Source organism: Actinomycetospora sp. 2LY8.5, from assembly GCF_057180585.1.
The window spans coordinates 1-15,024 of the sequence record NZ_JBXUHE010000015.1 but is presented as its reverse complement, the minus strand read 5'-3'; the positions used below and the strand labels follow the sequence as shown (position 1 = coordinate 15,024).

The 15,024-nt window shown below is 75.9% G+C and carries 15 protein-coding genes; 7 read left to right on the top strand and 8 right to left on the bottom strand.

The features are described 5' to 3' along the window. Positions 1-141 precede the first annotated feature (141 nt). Together nusA and rimP are read right to left on the bottom strand one after the other, a co-directional pair. Positions 142-1,197 carry a transcription termination factor NusA gene (nusA, locus tag AC2A1K_RS17650; RefSeq protein WP_483897611.1) on the bottom strand — a complete coding sequence of 352 codons (1,056 nt, stop codon included), beginning with the start codon at positions 1,195-1,197 and terminating at the stop codon, positions 142-144. Next, positions 1,194-1,850, bottom strand: coding sequence for a ribosome maturation factor RimP (gene rimP / locus AC2A1K_RS17645; RefSeq protein WP_483897610.1), 657 nt, complete (start codon positions 1,848-1,850; stop codon positions 1,194-1,196). Before rimP ends, nusA begins: the two co-directional genes overlap by 4 nt. Positions 1,851-2,039: 189 nt before the next feature. Between rimP and AC2A1K_RS17640 the strand changes: the two genes are divergently transcribed. Both AC2A1K_RS17640 and AC2A1K_RS17635 read left to right on the top strand, forming a co-directional pair. Continuing rightward, complete coding sequence (locus tag AC2A1K_RS17640; protein WP_483897609.1) at positions 2,040-2,522, top strand: hypothetical protein; 483 nt, start codon at positions 2,040-2,042, stop codon at positions 2,520-2,522. Continuing rightward, on the top strand, positions 2,519-2,998 hold the full coding sequence (locus AC2A1K_RS17635) for a DUF4439 domain-containing protein (protein WP_483897608.1): 480 nt from the start codon (positions 2,519-2,521) through the stop codon (positions 2,996-2,998). Before AC2A1K_RS17640 ends, AC2A1K_RS17635 begins: the two co-directional genes overlap by 4 nt. A 55-nt stretch (positions 2,999-3,053) precedes the next feature. Here the strand turns inward: AC2A1K_RS17635 and AC2A1K_RS17630 are convergent, their stop codons facing one another. Beyond that, complete coding sequence (locus tag AC2A1K_RS17630) at positions 3,054-4,418, bottom strand: hypothetical protein (protein ID WP_483897607.1); 1,365 nt, start codon at positions 4,416-4,418, stop codon at positions 3,054-3,056. 98 nt (positions 4,419-4,516) lie between these two features. Next, complete coding sequence (locus AC2A1K_RS17625) at positions 4,517-5,326, bottom strand: SDR family NAD(P)-dependent oxidoreductase (protein ID WP_483897606.1); 810 nt, start codon at positions 5,324-5,326, stop codon at positions 4,517-4,519. Between the two features lie 52 nt (positions 5,327-5,378). Here AC2A1K_RS17625 and AC2A1K_RS17620 point away from each other — a divergent pair, with 52 nt between their 5' ends. Further along, positions 5,379-5,789: a secondary thiamine-phosphate synthase enzyme YjbQ gene (locus tag AC2A1K_RS17620; protein ID WP_483897605.1), complete on the top strand. Its 411-nt coding sequence runs from the start codon at positions 5,379-5,381 to the stop codon at positions 5,787-5,789. On the opposite strand, the gene AC2A1K_RS17615 is transcribed toward AC2A1K_RS17620, so the two are convergent. Then, positions 5,786-6,967, bottom strand: coding sequence for an ROK family transcriptional regulator (locus AC2A1K_RS17615; RefSeq protein WP_483897604.1), 1,182 nt, complete (start codon positions 6,965-6,967; stop codon positions 5,786-5,788). The genes AC2A1K_RS17620 and AC2A1K_RS17615 overlap by 4 nt on opposite strands. Positions 6,968-7,058: 91 nt before the next feature. On the opposite strand from AC2A1K_RS17615, the gene AC2A1K_RS17610 reads away from it, so the two are divergent. Both AC2A1K_RS17610 and AC2A1K_RS17605 read left to right on the top strand, forming a co-directional pair. Next, positions 7,059-7,730, top strand: a complete 672-nt coding sequence (locus AC2A1K_RS17610) for an HAD-IA family hydrolase (RefSeq protein ID WP_483897603.1) — start codon at positions 7,059-7,061, stop codon at positions 7,728-7,730. Then, positions 7,727-8,980 (top strand): MFS transporter, encoded by a 1,254-nt coding sequence (locus AC2A1K_RS17605; RefSeq protein WP_483897602.1) that lies wholly within the window; start codon positions 7,727-7,729, stop codon positions 8,978-8,980. The genes AC2A1K_RS17610 and AC2A1K_RS17605 overlap by 4 nt, the downstream gene beginning before the upstream one ends. A gap of 352 nt (positions 8,981-9,332) precedes the next feature. On the opposite strand, the gene AC2A1K_RS17600 is transcribed toward AC2A1K_RS17605, so the two are convergent. Beyond that, positions 9,333-11,093, bottom strand: a complete 1,761-nt coding sequence (locus AC2A1K_RS17600) for a proline--tRNA ligase (protein ID WP_483897601.1) — start codon at positions 11,091-11,093, stop codon at positions 9,333-9,335. A gap of 74 nt (positions 11,094-11,167) precedes the next feature. Here AC2A1K_RS17600 and AC2A1K_RS17595 point away from each other — a divergent pair, with 74 nt between their 5' ends. Then, the gene (locus AC2A1K_RS17595; RefSeq protein ID WP_483897600.1) at positions 11,168-11,860 is read left to right on the top strand and encodes a hypothetical protein; all 693 of its coding nucleotides are present in this window, start codon (positions 11,168-11,170) and stop codon (positions 11,858-11,860) included. Here the strand turns inward: AC2A1K_RS17595 and AC2A1K_RS17590 are convergent. After that, positions 11,821-12,828, bottom strand: a complete 1,008-nt coding sequence (locus AC2A1K_RS17590) for a sugar-binding transcriptional regulator (RefSeq protein WP_483897599.1) — start codon at positions 12,826-12,828, stop codon at positions 11,821-11,823. The two genes, AC2A1K_RS17595 and AC2A1K_RS17590, sit on opposite strands and share 40 nt — an antisense overlap. A gap of 197 nt (positions 12,829-13,025) precedes the next feature. Here AC2A1K_RS17590 and AC2A1K_RS17585 point away from each other — a divergent pair, with 197 nt between their 5' ends. Continuing rightward, positions 13,026-13,400 (top strand): cupin domain-containing protein, encoded by a 375-nt coding sequence (locus AC2A1K_RS17585; protein ID WP_483897598.1) that lies wholly within the window; start codon positions 13,026-13,028, stop codon positions 13,398-13,400. Positions 13,401-13,647: 247 nt separating this feature from the next. Here the strand turns inward: AC2A1K_RS17585 and AC2A1K_RS17580 are convergent, their stop codons facing one another. Continuing rightward, positions 13,648-14,682 (bottom strand): hypothetical protein, encoded by a 1,035-nt coding sequence (locus AC2A1K_RS17580; RefSeq protein ID WP_483897597.1) that lies wholly within the window; start codon positions 14,680-14,682, stop codon positions 13,648-13,650. Positions 14,683-15,024 lie beyond the last annotated feature (342 nt).

Here is a 15,024-nt window from a genome sequence, read left to right as displayed (position 1 = left end):
CACTCGCAGGAGTTCCGACGCCGAGGCCCGCGAACGGCAGCCGATGCAGGTGCGCACCGGGCCGTGGACGCCGTCGACGCTGCCGAGACGGTCACGATCCGGAGCCACCCCACGACCGGGCTCGCGGGTTCGGGCCACCGGTCACTCTACCGCGCCACTCGAGGGCCGTTCGACCCCGCCACCGGAGACCCCGATCCCGGGCTCCTCCTCGTCGGCCGGGGTCGCCTCGGCGTCCGAGCGGATGTCGATCCGCCAACCGGTCAGTCGTGCGGCGAGCCGGGCGTTCTGGCCCTCCTTGCCGATGGCGAGCGAGAGCTGGAAGTCCGGCACCACGACGCGGGCGGTGCGCGCCTTCGGGTCGACGACGGTCACCGAGACGACCTTCGACGGTGAGAGCGCGTTGCCGACGTACTCGGCGGGGTCGTCGGCCCAGTCGATGATGTCGATCTTCTCACCGTTGAGCTCGCTCATCACGCCGCGCACACGGGCGCCCATCGGACCGATGCAGGCGCCCTTCGCGCCGAGGCCCTCGACCTTCGACCGCACCGCGATCTTGGTGCGGTGCCCGGCCTCCCGGGCCACCGAGACGATCTCGACGTGGCCGGCGGCGATCTCGGGGACCTCGAAGGCGAACAGCCGCCGCACGAGGTTCGGGTGGGTCCGCGAGAGCGTCACCTGGACGCCGCGCGGGCCGCGGTTGACCCCCACCACGTAGCAGCGGATGCGGGCGCCGTGCTCGTACCGCTCTCCCGGCGCCTGCTCCGCGGCCGGCAGCACACCCTCGATCGACCCGATCTCGACCACGACGACGCCGCGGGCGTTGGCCCGCGCGTCGCGCTGGACGACGCCGGCGACGACCTCGCCCTCCTTGGCCGAGAACTCGCCGTACGTGCGCTCGTGCTCCGCGTCGCGCAGCCGCTGCACCACGACCTGGCGCGCCGTCGCGGCGGCGATACGCCCGAAACCCTCGGGCGTGTCGTCGTACTCCCCGACGACCTCGCCGTCCTCCCCGGTCTCCGGGACCAGCACGGCCACGGCGCCACTCTTGCGATCGACCTCGACGCGGGCGCGAGGGTTCTCGCCGCCGTTCTGCTTGTAGGCGGTGAGCAGCGCGGTCTCGATCGCGGAGAGCACGGTCTCGAACGGGATCTCCTTGTCCCGCTCGATGGCGCGCAACGCGGCGATGTCGACCTTCACGACCGATCCTCCTGTCCGTTCTCCCCCACGGCGGCGGCCACGAGGGCCTCGACCTCCGAGGGCGGCGCCGGCTTGAACTCGACCTCCACCACGGCCTGCTTCACGTCGGCCAGCGGGACGCGGTGCAGCACCGGTCCGCGCGGCGTGCCCTCCGCCAGGGTCACCGTCGCGCCCTCGTCGCCACTGTCCCCGTCGGCCCCCTCCACCGGACCGACGCGCGCGCTGAGCGTGCCGCCGTCGGTCCGCGTGATCGCCGCGCGGCGCAGCCACGCCCGCCGCCAGTGGTGCGGGCGGGTCAGCGGCCGGTCGGTGCCCGGTGTGGTGACCTCGAGCGTGTACTCGCCCTCGGGGGTGTCGGTGCTGCTGTTCTCGGCCGCCTCGTCCATCGCGTCGAGGACCTTCGAGAGCTCCCGGCTCACACCGGCGACGGCGTCGAGGTCCGGGCCCGGGGCCGGCGGGTCGTGCGGGCCGGGCACCTCGGCGGTGTCCACCACGACGCGCACGACCTGCCGGCGACCGGCCGGGCGCACCTCGAGGTCGTCGAGCACGAAGCCGGCGGCCTCCACGACCTCGACGACGGCCGGGCGCAGGCGGTCGGCGGCACCACCGGGTCCGCCGGGACCGGCGTGCGCGGGGGACGTCCCACGGGACAACGGAGCTCCTCACCGGGCGGGCCCGCCGCGGGCGGCGCGGGCGCTCGGGTGGCGGCCGCCGGGACGCGGGACGGGCACGGGCTGGCGCCGGGGTGCCGGCGCGCAGTGGTCCAGCCTAGCGCCCGCCCCGGGACGGTCCCGCCGCGTGGCGCGGGTCGGCGGGCGAGGCGGCTGGCAGACTGGCCCGCCGTGGTCGCCGTGACACCGGGAGTGGGCACGCCGCGGCGCACGGTGCTGTGCGGCGCCGGGGCGTTCGTCGCGGTCGCGGGCCTCGTCGCCACCGGCTGTGCGCGCGACGAGGGGCCCGACGAGCTCGAGGCCCCGCTCGCCGCGGCCCGCGCCGACGCCACGACGGCGACGGCGGCGGTCGCCGCGTTCCCCGAGCTCGCCGACCGCCTGACCCCGCTCGCCGACGCCCGCCGCGCCCACGCCGACGCGTTCGCCGCGGAGATCCGCCGCGCGCGCCCGGACCGCGCGCCCGCCGTCGACGCCGCCCCGCCGCCGGCCCCGGCCCCGGCGAGTGCCCTGGACGCCCTGACCGCGCTGCGCGGGTCGCTGGGCACCGCCCGGGACGGCGCGGGCACGCTGGCGCTCACGACGGCCTCGCACCGCTGCGGGCTGCTCACCTCGGTCGCGGCGAGCTGTGCCGGCCAGGCGACGGTGCTCGCATGACGTCACCGCCGGCACCCCCGCCGCTGTCCGGCGACCTCCTGGACGCCGTGCTCGCCGCGCTGGGCACCGAGCACGCCGCGGTGTGGAGCTACGGGCTCGTCTCCGCGTTCCTGCCCGCCGGGAACGCCGCCGCGATCACCGCCGCGGCCCTGGCCCACCGGGAGCGTCGGGACGCCGTCGTGGCCCTGCTCGCCCGCGAGGGGATCACACCGCCCACGGCCGCCGCGGCCTACCGACCGCCGGCCCCGGTCACGGACGCGACCTCCGCCGCCGTTCTCGCCACCGTCGCCGAGGACGACGTCGCCGCCGCGTGGCGCGCCGTCGCCGAGCGCACGGAGGCCGACACCGGCGGCGAGCTGCGGCGCCTGGCGCTCGACGCCGTCACCGCGGCCGCGACGACCTCGGTGACCTGGCGCCGCCTCGCCGGGCGCACGCCGCTGGTCCCGGCCTTCCCGGGGGACGGCTCGGCGACCTGAGCAGAACGGGTCGAGCTCCGCTGCGCTCCGACTCCCCGCCGACTCCCGGCCGCGGTCAGCGCAGGGCGAGCCCGGCGCGGGAGATCCGGTCGAGGGCGTCGCCGTCGGTGAAGTCCGGGTCGATGCCGTCGGCCTCGGCCACGACGACGCGGTCGCCGAGCTGCGCCGAGGCGTAGCCCTGCCCGCTGAGCGCCTGCGGGGCACCGGGGTAGCCCCGGCCCTCGCGCAGGAGGTCCGAGACATTGCCGGTGCCGTTGCTGTCGACCAGCGAGCGGAACGCCGACGCCGTCGACGTGTCGGCGAGCTGCACGGTGGCCACCGCGATCACCACCTCCTCGCCCTCGGCGTTGCCCGACCACAGGGAGCGGTCGAGGTGCAGGCACCCGCGCTCGCGCAGGAAGTCCGCCGCCCGGTTGTAGGCGTGGCCCTCGCAGGAGACGTCGGTGGTGGCGACCTGGCGCGTGTAGGTCACGCCGTCGACGACGCGGGTCGCCGACGGGTCGACCGGAGGGTCGCCCCCGGTGGCCGCGCGCCCGACGAGGAACGCCAGGCCCAGCGCGACGAGGAACGCCGCCACGGCCGCCAGGGTCAGGCCGCGCCAACCCCAGACCCACTCGGGGGCCCGGCGCCCGTAGCGCCCGGACCGCGCCGCCCGCCCGGCCCGGGCGAGCGCGCCGATGCCGCCATCGCTCGCCACGCCGCTGCGGCCGGGCCGCTCGGGGAGTGGACCGGACGACTCGGGCGCCGAGGCCGGCAGACGGCCGGTCGGCGGGAGTCCCGCCCGGCCCTCGGGCTGCGGGTTCGACGGGGAGGAGCTCGCGTCCTGGACCGGCACCGGGGTGGTCTCGGGTGCCGCGCCGGCCTGCAGCGCGGGGGTGTCCGGGGTGAGGAAGCCGGCCTCGGCCAGGCGGGCGTCGTCGGGGACGTGGTCGCCGAGGCGGAAGGCCACGAGGAGCCGACGCAGGTCGGCGACGTCGATCACGCGGAACGAGCCCACCGGCGCGGTCAGCGCGCTGCGGGCGTCGTCCTCCTCACCGACGCTGGGCAGCACGCGACGGGGCGCGGCGCACGGCGGGTCCGTGAGGGCCAGGAGGCGGTCGAGCTCGTCGAGGACGGCCTGGGCGGTCGGGCCGTCACCGGGAGAGCTGCTGCTCGGCGCCGGGCGCTCGGGGCCCGGTCCGCCGCCGGCCGCGACCGACTCCCGGGCCACCTCGCGCTCGCCGGCCGGCAGCGCCGCGAGGCCGAGGACACCGTCGGGCCGCAGCATGACGGCGTCGAGGGGGCCGTCGGGCCCGCCCGGCAGCGCCACGGCGACACCGGGTACCGGCGCACCCCGCTCCGCCTCCTCGAGCAGGGCGCGCACCCGCGCCACCCGCTCCGGAGCGATACCGAGACGGGGATCGGGGGCCAGCACCAGCATCCGATCCTCCACGTTCGGGGGACATGGACCGCGCTCAAGGTAGCCGAACCGGTCACGAACCGATCACGGGCCCCGTCCGGCACGTCGCCACCCGGGGCCTAGCGGGACAGCCGGCGACGCTCCCCCGTCCGGGCCACCAGGGGCACGGCGACCCTGGCGATCCCCGGCAACGCCGCCGAGGTCCGCTGGAGCGCCGCGCGCCAGCCCGGAACGGTACGCATGGCCCGGCGGGAGCCGAGCATCCCCATCCCCGCGTCGACGACCTCGTCCACCGAGAGCAGCCGGCTCCCGGTGAACAGCAGGGCTGCGCTGGGCCGATGGGCGACGTTGCTGACCAGCGAGGTGTCGACGACGTCCGGGCACAGCGCCCGCACGCGGATCGGCCGGCGCACCGACGCGAGCTCGATGTCCAGGGCCTGCGAGTAGCTCAGCGCCGCGGCCTTGCTCGCGCCGTACGTCGCGAAGCCCGGCGTCGGGCCGAGACCCGAGAGCGAGACGACGTTGAGGACGTCGCCGCGGCGCATGACCTCCACCGCCGCCCGGCAGCCGTGCACCACGCCGAGCGTGTTGATCTCGAAGGTCGCGGTGACCTCCTCGTCGGTCGACTCCCACACCGACGCCGTCGACAGCACCCCGGCGTTGTTGACCCACACGGTCACGTCGCCGAGGTCCGCGGCCGCGAGCGCGACCGCGCGGTGGGCGGAGGGGTCGCGCACGTCGAGCGGCATCGGCGTCGCCGGGCCGTCGAGGGCGTCGGCGGTCGCGCGCGCGGCGTCGGCGTCGACGTCGGTGACGACGAGGTGGTGGCCGCGAGCCGAGAGCGCGGCGGCGAGACCGGCGCCGATCCCCCGGCCCGCCCCGGTGACGACCGCGACGGCCACACGTCCCTGTCCGGATTCGGGGTGCACGGCGGCATTCTGGACCGTCCGGCCGGTCGCCCTGCGCCTACCCTGGGCGGCCGTGTACAGCGAGGAGATCGAGGTCCGCACCGGCGACCGGGAGACCGTCCGGGACATCACGCGGGAGTGCGCCCGGTTCGTGGCGGGCGCCGACACCGCCGACGGGCTGCTGCACGTGTTCGTGCCCCACGCGACGGCCGGGGTGGCGATCATCGAGACCGGCGCCGGGAGCGACGGCGACCTGCTGACCCAGCTGCGCGAACTGCTGCCCGCCGACGACCGGTGGTCGCACCGCCACGGCTCACCGGGCCACGGCCGCGACCACGTGCTGCCCGCGATCGTCGCGCCGTCGATGTCGGTGCCGGTGCTCGGTGGGCGGCTGGCGCTGGGCACCTGGCAATCGGTGTGCCTCGTCGACACGAACGGCGACAACCCCACGCGCACGGTGCGCCTGAGCCTGCTCGCCGGTTAGGGCTCGCAGAAGTCGGCGAGCCCCTCGGGGCTCGTGGCGTGGTCGAGCGCCAGGGCCGCGGCGCCGTACAGCGCGCCGTCGTCGCCGTGCAGCGCGTCCAGCACGGGCACCGGGTCGTCGCGGCGCAAGGCCATGAGCCCGCGGACGTAGGCCTCGTCGAACCCGGGTGCGGCCCGGAGCCCACGGGCGAGCCCGCCGAGCACGACGACGTCGGGGTCGTGGACGTGCACGAGCCCGGCGATGCCCCGACCGAGCGCGGCGGCGGCACCGCACACGGCGCCGGCGGCTCCGGGGTCCCCGCCGGCCGCCCGCTCGAGCACCGCGACGGCGTACGAGCGCGGGTCGCCCGGCTCCGGGTCGCCGAGGCGGCGGGCGAGCGCCCGGCCGTCGAGCTCCGGACCCCAGCAGCCCGCCGCCCCGCACGGGCACGGGCGCGCCGGGTCACCGAAGGGCAGGTGCCCGTACTCACCCGCCTGCCCGTGCGCGCCGAGGTGCGGCAGGCCGTCGAGCAGCAGCGCACCACCGAGACCGACCTCGACGGTGAGGAAGACCGCGGTCGCCGCCCCCGCGGCCGCGCCCGTGCGGGCCTCGGCGACGCCGGCGAGCGTCGCGTCGTTGCCCAGACGCAGCGGCACGCCGTCGAGGGCGTCGGCCACCGGCCCGAGGTCGGCGGCGTCCCAGGCGAGCTCGGTGGCGCGCACCAGGCCGTCGTCGGAGACCGGCGCAGGCACGGCGAGGCCGACAGCGACGGCCCGGTGCCCGGCCGCGACCTCGGCGACGGCGGTGCGCAGGGCGGCGGTGACGTGCTCGGGGTCGCGGTCGTGGCGCGCGGAGGAGACCTCGGTGACGTGGCCGTCGAGACCCGCGAGGCCGACGCGCCAGTCCTCGTGGCGCACGTCGACGGCCACCACGCGCGGTCCGTCGGGGGCCGGCTCCAGGGTGGTCGTCGGGCGACCGCGGCCCTGGACGGGCGCGCGGTGCTCGCTGATCCAGCCGGCCTCGCGCAGGCGCGTGACCGTCTCGGTGACCGACGCGCTGGACAGCCCGAGGCGCCGCGCGAGCTCGACGCGGGTCAGCCCCGGGCGGCGCCGGACCTCGCCGAGAACCTCCGCCTTGGTGCGCCAGCGGTCCACGCGGGCGCGACCGGGCTCACGTCCCGTCTCCGTTGACGCGCTCATGGACCCGATTATGCTCGGAGAGCGAGCATATTAGCTACCCCGGCTGTTCCCGGGGTCGAGCTCCGCTCCGTCTCCCCTGAAAGGACCCGCCGTGACCCTGCACGCCGAGGCACCCGCCCCTCGGGTGACCTGCGGTTTCACCGCCGTGCTCCTGGACATGGACGGCACTCTGGTCGACTCCGACGCCGCCGTCGAGAGGTCCTGGCGCACCTGGGCGCGCCGCTGGGGCGCCGATCCCGCCGCCGTGCTCGCCGTGATGACCGGCCACCCCGCCGAGAGCACCGTGCGCCGTGTCCGCCCCGACCTCGACGAAGCCCTGGTCGCCGCCGCGACCCGCGACCACCTCGAGCACGAGTACGTCGACCTCGCCGATGTCGTCGCCGCCCCCGGCGCCCACGACCTCGTCGCGCACCTCGACGCCACCCACACGCCGTGGGCGGTCGTGACCAGCGCCGACGCCCGGCTCGCCCGGGCCCGCCTCGGCGCCGCCGGCATCGACGCGCCCGTGATCGTTCCCCGCGACATGGTCGCTGAGGGCAAGCCCGCCCCGGACGGCTATCTCATGGCCGCCGAGTTCCTCGCCGTCGACCCGACCGACTGCCTCGTCGTCGAGGACTCCGCCGTCGGCGTCGCCGCCGGGCGTGCCGCGGGCGCGACCGTCGCCGGCCTGCGCGGCCGGCCCGCCGACATCCCGATCGAGTCCCTGTCCGACGTCGTCCCGACGCTGATCGCCGCCGAGATCCAGCCAGAGGTGACCGCATGACCCCGCCGACCTCGACCGAGGCCGCTCCCCCGACCTCGACGCAGGCCCCCGCCGGCCCGCAGCAGGCCGCACCGGCCGGGGCCTCGCGCGTCCCCGCCGGCGTCAGCCTCGCCGCGCTGTCGCTCGGCGGCCTGGCCATCGGCACCACCGAGTTCGCGAGCATGGGGGTGCTGCCGGGCTTCGCCGCCGACCTCGGGGTCTCGGTGCCCACCGCGGGCGCCGCGATCAGCGCCTACGCCCTCGGCGTGGTGTTCGGCGCGCCGCTGATCGCCCTGATCGGCGCGCGCTGGCCGCGCAAGCGCCTCGTCGTCGCGCTGGCCGTGTCCCTGGTCGTCGCCAACGCGCTGTCGGCGCTCGCGCCGTCGTTCGTGCCGTTCGTCGCCCTGCGCTTCCTCGCGGGCCTGCCCCACGGCGCCTACTTCGGCACCGCCGCGGTGCTGGGGGCGGCGCTCGTGCCCCCGGAGCGACGCGCCCGCGCGCTCGCGACCGTCATGCTCGGGCTGACCGTCGCGAACATCGTCGGCGTGCCCGCCGCGACGTGGCTGGGCGACTCCTTCGGCTGGCGCAGCGCCTACGTCGCCGTCACGATCATCGCCCTGATCACGGTGCTCGCCGTCGTCACGCTCGTCCCGAGCCCCGCGGACGACCGCGGCGGCAGCCTCAGCAACGAGCTCACCGCCCTGCGGCGCCCGCAGGTGTGGCTCACCCTCGGGGTGATCTCCGCGGGCTTCGGCGGGATGTTCGCCGTCTACAGCTACATCAGCCCGATCCTGACCAACCAGGCCGGCGTCGCGACGTCGGTGGTGCCGCTGCTGCTCGGCGCGCTGGGCGTCGGCATGACCGTCGGCAACCTCGCCGGCGGCCGGTTCGCCGAGAAGGCCCCGCGGCTGACGATCGCGATCGCGCTGGTCGCCTACGCCGCGGTGCTGCTCGCGTTCACGGTCGCGGCGAGCAACGCGATCACCGCGACGATCGGGCTCTTCGCCCTCGGCTTCGTCGGGATGTCAGCGGGACCGGCACTCATGGGCCGCTTGATCGACTTCGCCGCCGAAGGTCCGTCGCTCGCGGCGGCGAGCTTCCACTCGGCGTTCAACGTCGCCAACGCGGTGGGCGCGGCGCTCGGCGGCGTCGTGCTCGCCGCCGGCCTGGGCTGGTCCGCCCCGGCCGCGGTCGGGGCGGTCCTGCCGCTGCTCGGCCTCGGCGTGCTCGCCGTGTCGGTCCGCATGGAGCGACGCACGGCCGTTCGGTGACCGCAATCGGTCCGGTCCGGTGACCGTCGCCGACGCCGGCACGTCCGGCGTGGAGCACCACCTCCGGCGCCTGCGCCGCATCGTCGAACCGACCCGCCCCGGCGACCTCGCATCGTGCCTCGCGAGCGACGCCGGTGGCTACCGGCTCTCCACCGCGCCGGACGGCGTGGACGCCCGGCGTTCCGAACCGCTCGCCGCCATGACGATCGAGGACGCGGACCCGACCACGACGCCGCAGCGCGGCGACGAGGCGCTGGCTCCGTGGCGCACCGTACGAGGTGGTCGCGCACGCGACCGCCACGGCCGCCACGACCGCCGCCGTCGCCCGGCCCGAGGAGCCGCGCGGAGCTCGTCAGGCGCTGAGTTCCCCGACCACGTCGTCGACGGGGACCTCGCGACGCTCGCCCGAGGCGCGGTCGGTGACTTCGACGACGCCGTTCGCGAGGCCACGCCCGACGGTCACCGTGGTGGGCATCCCGAGCAGCTCGGCGTCGGCGAACTTCACCCCGGGCGAGGCCTTGCGGTCGTCGAGCAGGACGTCGAGCCCCGCGCCGGCGAGCCCCTCGGCGATGCCCGTCGCGGCCTCGGCCTGGGCGGGGTCCTTGCCGGCGATCACGATGTGCACCGCGTACGGCGCGACCTCGGCGGGCCACACGAGGCCCTTGGCGTCGGCGTGCTGCTCGGTGATCGCGGCGACGGCGCGGGTGACGCCGACGCCGTAGGAGCCCATGGTCACCGTCGCGGGCTTCCCGTCGGCCCCGAGAGCGGTGAGCCCGAGCGCCTCGGCGTACTTGCGGCCGAGCTGGAAGATGTGGCCCATCTCGATGCCGCGCGCGGCGACCAGGGAGCCGCCGCCGTCGGGCGACGGGTCGCCCTCGCGGACCTCGGCGGCCTCGATCGTCCCGTCGGGGGTGAAGTCGCGGCCGGCGACGAGGTCGATGACGTGCCGGCCGTGCTCGTCCGCGCCGGTGACCCACGCCGTCCCGGTGACGATGCGCGGGTCGACGAGGTAGCGCACCCCGTTCTTGGCGAGCCCGACCGGGCCGATGTAGCCCTTGGTCAGGAAGGGGTTCGCGGCGAAGTCGGCGTCCTCGAGCAGCGCGACCTCGGCCGGCGAGACCGACGCCTCGAGGCGCTTCATGTCGACCTCGCGGTCGCCGGGGACGCCGACGCCGAGCAGCGTCCACTCGCCGGCCCCGGGCAGACGCGTTTTGACCATGACGTTCTTGAGGGTGTCCGCCGCGGTGAACGTGCGGACCCCGTCCTGATCACGCAGGCCCAGCGTGTTGACGTGCTCGACGAGCGTCTCGATCGTCGGCGTGTCCGGGGTGTCGTGGACGACGGCCTCGGGCTTGTCCTCGACCGACTCGTCGGGCGGCGCGGGCGTCGTCACGGCCTCGACGTTGGCGGCGAAGCCCGTCGCGGGACAGCGCACGTAGGTGTCCTCGCCGGCCTCGCAGGGGGCGAGGAACTCCTCGGACGCCGAGCCGCCCATGGCGCCCGACATCGCCGAGACGATCTGCACCTCGAGCCCCAGGCGGGCGAAGATCCGCTGATAGGCCTCGCGGTGCTTCGCGTACGACTCGCGCAGACCCTCGTCGGTGAGGTCGAACGAGTACGAGTCCTTCATGACGAACTCGCGGCCGCGCAGGATGCCCGCGCGGGGGCGCTCCTCGTCGCGGTACTTGTTCTGGACCTGGTAGAGCGTCACCGGGAAGTCGCGGTAGGAGCTCGTCTCCCCCTTGACCATGAGGGTGAACAGCTCCTCGTGCGTGGGCCCGAGCAGGTAGTCGGCCTTCTTGCGGTCCTTGAGGCGGAACAGCGTGTCGCCGTACTCGGTCCAGCGGCCGGTGGCCTCGTAGGGCTCGCGGGGCAGTAGGGCGGGGAAGTGGACCTCCTGCCCGCCGATCGCGTCCATCTCGTCGCGGATGATCTTCTCGACGCGCCGCAGGACCTTCATGCCCAGCGGCAGCCACGAGTAGATGCCCGGCGCGACCCGGCGCACGTACCCCGCACGCACGAGCAGCTTGTGGCTGATCACCTCGGCGTCGGCCGGGTCCTCGCGCAAGGTGCGCAGGAACAGACCGGACATCCGCGTGACCCCTCGTGCCATGTTCCGAGCGTAACGACGCGGCGGAAGGGCATTGCCGCCGACCTGCGTCGTCGCGCGCTGGCTACGGTGATCGCGTGGACCCGGAGCAGGCCCGCAGGCTGATCGCCGACGAACCGACCTACGAGTGGGGCTTCGGCGAGGGACGGTCCTGCTCGCTGTGCGGGGCGAACGTCCCCTACGAAGGCGACCGCGACCACCACACGCGCTGGCACCGGGCGCTCGCGGAGCTGCTCGGTGTCGGGTGGGAGGACCTGGGGCGGCGCACCCCCTCGGACGGCGAGCTCGCCGCGGCCGTCGACACCGTCGTGAACCCGCGCGGCATGCGGCGGCTCTCGCGGATCGCCACGGCGAGCCTGCCCTGGCGCGCGATCCCCGACGTCCCACTCGGCGAGCACGGCGTGGCGACGCTGCTGTTCGGGTCACCGGGTGTGGTGGTGGCACGGTCCGCGGGCGACGGCGCGGTGGAGGTCCGGGGCGGCGTCGTCCACGTGGGCGGGCACCGGACGTCCCTGGACGAGGAGGTGCGCGGCGCCGTCGGGCACGTGCGCACGGTGCTCGGCGAGGGCCGCCGCACGCCGCCGCGGGTGTACGGCGTCGTCGTCGCGCCCGGCGGGTTGGACGGCGGTGATCCCGACCCGTCGGAGGTTCTCGCCGCCGCCGGCGACGGGCTCGCCGACCGGCTCGCGAAGCTGCCCGAGGCCCTCTCCTACAGCGAGCCGGACACGCTCTACGACCGGGCGCGGCGGTCGACGACCTGGCGGGCCTGAGCCGTCTCCCGCAGTGCCGCGGCGGTGGCCGCGTCGGTGACGAGGGTGCTCGCCAGCCCCGAGCGCAGCACCGCGTCGGCCGCCCGGGCCCGCTGGGGGTGCGCGACCAGCACGATCACCTCGTCGACCGCGCGGAGAGCCGCCTCGTCGATCGCGAGCACGCGGCGTGCGAGATCGACGTCGAGCACCCGGCCGGTCTCGTCGAACGGGAGCGCCACCACCTCGCCCACGACGCCGAGCTCCCCGAGCGCGGTGCGCTCGTCGGAGTCCAGCACGTCGTGCACCGTGGAGTGCTCCGGGCTCCACGCCCCGACCGAGATCACGGCGACCGTCAGGTCGGCGAACCGCCCGACGGCGTCGGCGACGCCCGGCTGCGCGCGCAACGTCCGCGCGGTCTGGTCGTCGGGCAGCACCAGCGGCGCGTAGATCGGGAACGCCGGACCCCCGGACAGCGCGCCGACGCGCGCGACCGTCTCCGCGGACGTGTCGGAGCGCCACGGCAGCGAGTACGCGCCGCAGAGCTGGACGACCGTGCAGGGCGGGAGCGCCGTCAGCGCGTCGACCGCCTCGTTGATCGTCCGTGACCAGGCCAGCCCGAGGACGTCGTCGGCGGTCACCAGCTCGGTGAGCAGCTTCGCGGTCAGGGCGGCGACCTGCCGGCGACCCGGCGCTCCGGCTGCCGGGGCTGCCGGGGCTGCCTGGGCTGCCGGGGCGACGAGGGCGCGGCGCAGGCCATAGGCGGCCGCCAGAACCTCCGATGCACGGTGGTCGAGGTCGTCGCCCGCGGTGACCTCGATGCGCACGAGCCCCTGCTCCACCGCGGCGTCGAGCAGGCGGGCGACCGCGAAGCGGCTCATCCCGAGCTCCTTCGCGATCTCGACCTTCGTGCGCCCGAGCACGTGGAAGCGCTGCGCGGCCGTGGCCGCGAGCAGACGGCGACCCGGGCCCCACTCCTCTAAAGCGCTCATATGAGCATGATAGAGCCTGGCCGCGGCTCTTGACGAGAACCACATCGGGCGCCTCTACTGCGGTAAGAGCCGAATCGTTGCCACCACTGACTCGCTCAGAGGAGCATGTGCTCCGGGGTTCCTCTGAACTCCGGACGCTGGCCGCCCATCTGTGCGGTCAGACCCTCGGGTCACCGGGCCCGTCGAGGAGGAGACGCATGAGCACGACCGCACCGGAACCCACGTCGATCGCCGGAGACGGACTCGCCGTCGATGCGATCGACTCGCACCTGGTCGTGGGTCCGGAGGACGGCTACGGCGGCGTCTCCCTGGTGCGGATGTCGCTGCCGCCCCACGCGCACACGGGGCCACGGCGGTACGACGACACCGACCGGCTCGTCATCGTGCTGGACGGCCACACGCGCATCGAGGTGGACGGCCGACCGGCCGTCACGCTCGGCCCGAACGAGGTCCTCCACATCCCGCGCGACACGTGGCACGGCCTCGAAGCGCTGGGCGGCACGGCCGACCAGGTGGGGGTCGGGGCCGTGGAGCTGCTCGTCCTCGCAGCAGACGGCGCGGCTCAGCGGTAGAGCACGACCTCTGGGGCCACGACGAGCCCGCGCAGAGCGGGCGGGGTGAGCGGGTGGGCGGGATCGCGTCGCCGGTGCTCGCCAGGGCGGTCTCCGGGGTGTGCCGGCTGCCGAGCCCGGGGGCGAGCCGCTGCCACGCGGCTCCGTTCGCGGCCGGGTCGGTGAGGGGCAGCTCGAGCGCCGGCAGCGTCTCGGCGGTCAGTGGTGCCGAACGACGTCACAGTGGCCTCACAACGTCACAGTGGCCTTACGACGTCACAGTGGCCTCGACCCGATCGGCCGTCTCCTCCGTCGACGCACCGGGCGCGGCGGTCATGCCACCGCGGGGCAGCTCCTGGCGCGGTGCGGGGGCGGGCGCCGCGACCGGTGCGGCGCCGGCGGCGGACGCGGCAACGACCGGGGTCGCCGGCGCACTGGCCGGTATCCCGGACGCGCCGCTCAGCGCCGTGACCACCGCCAGCGCCAACGCGATCAGCCGCGGCACGATCCACACCGCGGCGACGGCCGCGAGAGCGATCAAGAAGATCAGGAGAACCCGCCGGCGGCGGCGCTTCCGATCCGCCCTCGCGGCCCGGCGCGCCGCTTCGTCCCGAGCTGCGGCCTCCCGTGCGACGGACGGTGACACCGCCTCGGGGAGGGTGGCGACACGCTCCTGCTCGGCCTGCTCGCGGGCCTCCCGTTCGGCCTGCTCGCGGGCCTGCCGCTCGGCCTGCTCGCGGGCCTGCCGCTCGGCCTGCTCGCGAGCCTCACGCTCCGCCTGCTCGCGAGCCTCACGCTCCGCCTTCTCCCGAGCGTCCCGCTCGGCCCGCTCGCGGGCCTGTCGCTCGGCTTCCTCACGCGCCTCGCGTTCAGCTCGTTCGCGAGCCTCACGCTCCGCCTGCTCGCGAGCTTCGCGCTCGGCCTGCTCGCGAGCTTCGCGCTCGGCCTGCTCGCGAGCGTCCCGCTCGGCCCGCTCGCGAGCCTCACGCTCGGCCTTCTCCCGAGCGTCCCGCTCGGCCCGCTCGCGGGCCTGTCGCTCGGCTTCCTCACGCGCCTCGCGTTCAGCTCGTTCGCGAGCTTCGCGCTCGGCCTGCTCGCGAGCTTCGCGCTCGGCCTGCTCGCGAGCGTCCCGCTCGGCCCGCTCGCGAGCCTGTCGCTCGGCTTCCTCGCGCGCCGCGCGCTCGACGTCGTCGGGCGAGTCGCGGGGAGTGGGCGCGAGCGTCACCTCGTCCGGCCCGCCCCACACGTCCTCAACGCCTAGCTCGGCGTCGGTCCGACGCCACCATCGGGTGCCCACCACCACGAGGCCACCTCCCCTTCGCCGCCATGGCACGGTCTTCCGGCCCACGGCGCCCCAGGCCCACGGTAGGGGGACGATCAGCCGGATCCGGCGCGCCGCGCCATGACACGCGGGGAGGTGTTCGCCGCGCCACGCCCACCACCGGGCAAAGATCACGACGAGTCAGCGACACGGAACACGCCGCCCGCGACGCGCCGGGCACCGCGGTGGAAACTGCCTCAGGTGGGGATGCGGGCTCGTCCGCCGAGCCGGGGTTGTCGTTGGGTGTCGATGTACCTGGGTGGGGTGAACCAGGGTCGGCCGTCGATCATCTCGATGGTCCAGTGGCCGTGGTGGACGAGCTGG

Coding starts and splice junctions, on each gene's coding strand:
- AC2A1K_RS17635 (WP_483897608.1), top strand. CDS start 2,519: ATGACGTCACCGCCGGCACCCCCGCCGCTGTCCGGCGACCTCCTGGAC.
- AC2A1K_RS17630 (WP_483897607.1), bottom strand. CDS start 4,418: ATGCTGGTGCTGGCCCCCGATCCCCGTCTCGGTATCGCTCCGGAGCGG.
- AC2A1K_RS17615 (WP_483897604.1), bottom strand. CDS start 6,967: ATGAGCGCGTCAACGGAGACGGGACGTGAGCCCGGTCGCGCCCGCGTG.
- AC2A1K_RS17605 (WP_483897602.1), top strand. CDS start 7,727: ATGACCCCGCCGACCTCGACCGAGGCCGCTCCCCCGACCTCGACGCAG.
- AC2A1K_RS17600 (WP_483897601.1), bottom strand. CDS start 11,093: ATGGCACGAGGGGTCACGCGGATGTCCGGTCTGTTCCTGCGCACCTTG.
- AC2A1K_RS17590 (WP_483897599.1), bottom strand. CDS start 12,828: ATGAGCGCTTTAGAGGAGTGGGGCCCGGGTCGCCGTCTGCTCGCGGCC.
- AC2A1K_RS17585 (WP_483897598.1), top strand. CDS start 13,026: ATGAGCACGACCGCACCGGAACCCACGTCGATCGCCGGAGACGGACTC.